The sequence below is a fragment of the Algoriphagus aquimarinus genome, from assembly GCF_007997215.1.
Lineage (GTDB): Bacteria > Bacteroidota > Bacteroidia > Cytophagales > Cyclobacteriaceae > Algoriphagus > Algoriphagus aquimarinus_A.
This window is the reverse complement of record NZ_VORW01000041.1, coordinates 1-5,578: the sequence shown is the minus strand read 5'-3', so window position 1 is coordinate 5,578 and position 5,578 is coordinate 1. Positions and strand designations below refer to the sequence as shown.

Annotated in this window: 4 protein-coding genes; 3 read left to right on the top strand and 1 reads right to left on the bottom strand. The window is 38.9% G+C overall.

The features are described 5' to 3' along the window. The first annotated feature begins 559 nt into the window (after nt 1–559). The 3 genes from ESV85_RS22040 to ESV85_RS22030 all read left to right on the top strand — a co-directional run bounded on the left by ESV85_RS22040 (nt 560) and on the right by ESV85_RS22030 (nt 2,907). Complete coding sequence (locus ESV85_RS22040; RefSeq protein WP_146921506.1) at nt 560–766, top strand: hypothetical protein; 207 nt, start codon at nt 560–562, stop codon at nt 764–766. 331 nt (nt 767–1,097) lie between these two features. Continuing rightward, nucleotides 1,098–2,189 (top strand): sensor histidine kinase, encoded by a 1,092-nt coding sequence (locus ESV85_RS22035; protein ID WP_146921504.1) that lies wholly within the window; start codon nt 1,098–1,100, stop codon nt 2,187–2,189. Continuing rightward, nucleotides 2,158–2,907: a LytR/AlgR family response regulator transcription factor gene (locus ESV85_RS22030; protein ID WP_191322087.1), complete on the top strand. Its 750-nt coding sequence runs from the start codon at nt 2,158–2,160 to the stop codon at nt 2,905–2,907. The genes ESV85_RS22035 and ESV85_RS22030 overlap by 32 nt, the downstream gene beginning before the upstream one ends. Nucleotides 2,908–2,931: 24 nt before the next feature. On the opposite strand, the gene ESV85_RS22025 is transcribed toward ESV85_RS22030, so the two are convergent. Beyond that, nucleotides 2,932–5,490 (bottom strand): thiopeptide-type bacteriocin biosynthesis protein, encoded by a 2,559-nt coding sequence (locus ESV85_RS22025; RefSeq protein ID WP_146921500.1) that lies wholly within the window; start codon nt 5,488–5,490, stop codon nt 2,932–2,934. Between the last annotated feature and the right edge of the window lie 88 nt (nt 5,491–5,578).

Below are 5,578 nucleotides of genomic sequence, written 5' to 3'. Positions count from 1 at the left end.
TTTCTGCTCTCTGTAAATCGAATCAGTTTATCCAGTCCCGTATAGGTCCAGAGGAGTATTAGTACGGTACTGAAGATTCTGTTCATATTCATATCATCTTAGTTAGCACTGACAAGCTCCCTCTCCTTCAGGAGAGAGCCTGTCCCGATAAGCGAAGCGATCGGGAGCTGGGGTGAGGTCATCTCCTCTAGGAAGCCTGTCCTAATACCTCTGTTTGTCGTAAATTTCTATGGTAATTTTGGGGTAAAAAGTATTGTAAATCAAGTGGTTGGGTTGAATAGTGTGCTCTTTGGGATAAACAGCGGAGTATGAAGGTTTATGCTGATTTTCTCCTCTTTTGCAATCATTTAAAGGTTCTCAGAAGCTGGTAGTCGTGTGAAAAATCAAATGTTTTTACGGATACAGCGACACTGTAAAAAAAGTATTAATAAAAATTTGTAAATGTTTGTTAGTTACATGATAATTTTTACATATATTATTGCTGCAAAGCTAGTTAGCGTACTAGCTTGCGGGTTTTAATACTAGATGTTTTATCGTTTTGGACGCTGTTTTTATCTCAATGATTTTTAAAAGGAAAGTCATTTACGCTCAGGATATCATGATTTTTACCGGCAGAAGCAGATCTTATGCTTACAAAGTTTTAAAGCAAATGAAGGCATTTTATGGTAAGTCAAAAGCAAACTTGTTGACCATTCAGGAGTTTGCAGATTATCATGGTATTCCCGTAGCAGATGTAGAATCATCTGTACTGGGGATTCCCCAATAAAAAACGGATTTCAGTTTATTGAAATCCGTTTTAATTGAGGTTTTCTTAACCCCTCCGGACTTACGGCCCGGTTTTGAGCTCCTATTTAGGAGTAGTTTTTAATAATAAAGCTGTACAAACAGGACGTCTCATCGCAAAAGAACCCTGTACCGTTTTAGTGTTTTACCATTAGTTAAACCCGGTAATGGTGGTAAGACACTCGCTTGTAATACTAGTTGTGGTATTTATCCTCAGGGATAAACCTCCTTGCTGTGGTCTGTTGACTTCTGTCTGACTTACGTGTAAGGCAAACTCATTCATTTCTGTTTCACTGATCATAAGCTGAGTTTTTATGAAACCTACCAGTCAGAAGAGTAAGAGGCAAGAGCCGGGGACATACGACACGTGGGTGGGGACAACTGGCAAGGTTTTGTCTAAAACCCAAAAGAACCCTATCACTTATCTAGGTATTTCTTGGGTAGTTTACACGCTCACGGATATCTTTTCAAGAGAACTTCTTGATATAGAATACAGTTTTTCGGTGGTGGGTGTCAATCTGATTTTTTCGTTTTCGATTTCCCTTATCTTTTTTTATAGCATTTTTTCAGGTCTCAGAGATATAAAACACAATTATCAAAAACTCTTATGGGCAATAATCTGCCTTTTCATTCTTTTGATTTTGAAAATTGCAGCGGACGTATCCTTGGTGTCTCAAAATTACCCGCCTATGCATTATTGGGTGTATGGGAGTTTGCGTATAGTTACCTGCATTTTAGTTGTATTTCCCATGTGGGCGTTGACGCTGATTGCAGAAAATTATGAGCAAAAGCTAGAAAAACAGCAGGAAGCTCAGAGGCTGGAGTTAGAAAACCGCACGCTGAAATATAATCCTCATTTATTTCTGAATATCCTGAATGATATTAATGGAAAGGCAGCAAGATTGTCCAAGCCTCTTTTTGATGACCTGACCCATCTCAATAATTTTTTCAGCTATGCCCTTAATGATGAAAAGGAAAAAAATTCTTTGATCATACAGCTGGATGTGGTCAAATCCTTTCTCCACTGCCAGGATCTACGTTTTGGCAGTAGTATGTATTTAGTAAACAAGGTGATAGTTGAACCCTCTTTGCTAACCAAAAGCATCAATTTCCCTGAAAATGGACTGATTGATCTGGTTCATAATATGTATATTCATGGAGACCTCAGCGATCCTAAGCATCCTGGACGCCTGGAGGTCAAGCTGCTGATTGACAGGGAAATTGACTGCCCAGTTCTCACATTTCACTCTGTTAATAAGATCAATACCAATGGTACGGTAGGTCAGGGAGGCTTTGGAAACAAAGCTACTGGAGAGTTTCTCAAGCAACTATTTCCTTCAAGCCGATGGAGGGAGACAGTAGAGAGAAATGTATATGAGCTGGAAATCACCATATTTTTCAATTGACATGATTAGAATAGGTATAGTTGACGATGAAAAAAATGCATTGGATGTTCTACAGGAATTTGTCAATGCAATCCCGGGATTTGAAGTGAAATTTGCCTCCACTGATCCCCTCAAGATGCTGAACGCTTGCGAAAGCAAAATGATTGATGTATTGATATCAGACATCAAAATGCCTGGGTTGGATGGGGTAGTGCTTTCAGAATTGTCTTATAGGCAAAAAATTCCTGTAATTATCTGTTCGGCCTATCCAAATCGAGCTTTTGAATGCATACAAACCCAAGTAGTAGGGTTTATAAAGAAACCCACAAGTAAATTATGTGTATATCTAGCCTTAGAAAAGGCCAAAGACCGATTGGAACTCATATTCCCAGGTAAGGGTAATCTGGAGAATCCCTATATAATGGTGTCAAAATTCGGTAACAACAGTCTGCAAAAAATCATGGTGGACGATATTCTGTACGTAGAACAAAAAAACAACTACGCACTGATCCATACCTGGCAGGATAGTATTAATTACAGAACAACTTTTTCCAGATTACTGGATTCATTGGAATCACATAGCTTCTGGAAAACCCATAAATCCTACGCTTTTAATATCCGGTATTTTAGCAAGCTTGAACTGAAGCATATACACTTGTCCAACGGGAAAATAATTCCTATAGGCAGGACATTTATTGATGAAATAAGGAGGAGAATTGAGGAATATTTTAATGATTAATTACCAATTCATGACCTCACATATTCATGCCTTCTGATTAGCTATTGCCATTGCTTTACCCATTTTTCGGTAGACAAGAAATAAGATAGTGGCCTCCGTGTCTTTAGCCTCATGAAGATATATACGGTTGATGAACAGGTGAATATGATGAAACAAAAACATAGGTAATCCTGCTAACTCTCCATAAAAGCTATGCTTTTTCATAGTATAGAGATACTTATCAGCAAATAATTGGTAGGAGGCAGGAGGAGAGTAATCAAACTCTACTCTCAAGATCCTTTTCTGATCAGGTCTCATCCTGCTTTTGATCTCTTTCAAATGCTTAAAAATCAAATCAGCTTGATGATGATCCAAGAATAAACGGGTATAGAGTTCAGCTACTATCTCTACGGCATCTTTCCTGAAATTTACAATTTGACTCAGTTCACTAAGGATAAATTCTGATTCTATTCCGAAGATCTTTTCAGAAATTGCCATTCCACTACCAAATTTGCTCACCTCAGGGAAATAGGGTTCGAAATTATAGGATAGCACAAGGTGGTTTTCTTCAAGTTCATGAAATAACGCTTCTTTCACTAGTGACTTGGATGTTAGGTTTTTGAGGTGAAACCGGATTCGGATTTCCTCATGAATTGTGGCATAATATAGGAAGAACCACTGCGTGCATTCACCGGTAGTTGTCACTCTACTGATTAGATTTCTCAGAGTCTTATTCATAAACGGTTCCCTACAGGGACTTACCAGATGAACTTTCAGATAAATCCAATGAGAATTGGCACTTCTTTGATAGTTAATGTTTGAGGGAAGCTTGGGATAGGGCATTTCAAATTTCCAGCTCTTGATGATCTGCGGGTAAATCATAGCCTTATCTCCAGTATGGATAGGGCTTTGACCAACCCATTCTGCAGATTTGACATGACATTTGCCATTTGTGAGAAGTTCCTTTTCTATGATATTTCTATCTGTAGATCGTCTTGTATCAAGTAGTAACTCTCTGTCATAATTACCGAAGGCTATTAATTCAGGGATTTGCCATTTACTTATCAATTGTCCCAGAGAGCCATAGTTCTTAAGATCCTCTGCTTTAAGTATCCATTTTTCCGGCTGAACGCACATTCCTTCTCCCCACATCAAACGCGGCGTATACTGTGGGGCCTGAAATGCAGAATGGTAATAAGGCATGAATCGCAACACGTCCTGCTGAGCAATATGCCATACTATTCTCGATACCGGATGGCTGATGTGCATGGGGTTCAAAGGATGCTGAATAACTGGAATTACCTGCTTTGCCAGTGATTCTGAATACAGAACAAATTCCTTGCCTTCAGAAATTCCTAGCCACAGCTCGGTCAAATGAAGAATATTCTTACCATGATGCGCTCCGAAGCTGTCTATGCTGTAATCAAAAAGGTTAGTGTGCGAACTGAGTTGTAGAGATTTTTCAGCCTCTTTCAACAGGACATCTGCATAGAGGATTGTGTCTTTTCTTGACTCCAATCCTGATTGACGGAAGTACGTGTGAATAGCTGAGTCTTTCCCAAATCTTCCCATAAATGCATAGGGATAATTACATGCAAAATTCTCTAGCTGTATTTCCTCATCTTTACCTATTCTAAACATCGCCTGCAAGTGGCGCATATTTCTGACTTCTTTTTTTTCTATCAGCCTACTTAAGTCCAGCACCTGACCATATTCCCAGAATGTGCCAGGAATAGAAAAGGTGGAATTGGAAGGAGTGTTTTGGATGTCGTAAGTAGCAGGCCAGAAATCCTTATGCTGCATCAACCTATCCATTCGAACAAACCTGTCGTCAAAATGGGTTATAAACCAAGTCTTGAATGATTCCAAAAAAGAGGTAGCTACAGGTGTAAAAAGCGCTCCCATTTCATTAGGTATCACTTCAAGTCGATTCTTAATAGCTATAGGTATAGTGATGGTATTCTTAATTTTTAGATCAATAGAATTATCCTTAAGAATAGGTTTCACTGTACCATGTGCTACGAGAATACCACTCATTATTAATTTTTCCCAGATGGTTTTTATCCTTCGTTGGTCTGATGAATCAAACCAGCTGCAGAAACTGTCGAAATCCAGAAATGCATTAGTGTAATACCATTCAATCACCTTATCTAACACCTTGTTGGTTTCAATAAATTTTGCAAGCCATCCTTCCTTTTCCTCATCAAATGACCAGAATAAGTAGTGATGTTTATTTTTTTTAAAACCAACTGGCAGGCAGTAAGTTGAAGGACTTTTGGTTTTTGAAATATTTGGTGCTGGCTTGGCTGCTTTGATAGGTTTGGTATTCAGATCAGGTTGAGAGTAGCAAAGCCCCCAATTTCCCAGTCCCACCGCTGCCCAGTATCCAAATGGAGTAGCTCGGTACCTACCTCGAAGCAAGTATTTGAGAAGCTTTTCTTGCTGATGTACGGTTAGCTTGCTATACTTTTTTCCCTTTATGCCCAATGCAAAATCGGGAGATGAATAGGTTATAGCTCGCATGATTTGCTCCCAGTTTTTTTCTACGTCTTTTTGATTTCTTGGGTCAAAAGTGAGTAAGGGGGTTCTAAATAGAAAGTCCATCTGTTTTTAGCTAGAAAATGCGACTTGTGTCCTAGCTAAGTAACTTATGGGGACAAATGACAAGGTTTTGTTAAAATTTGGGTCAAAC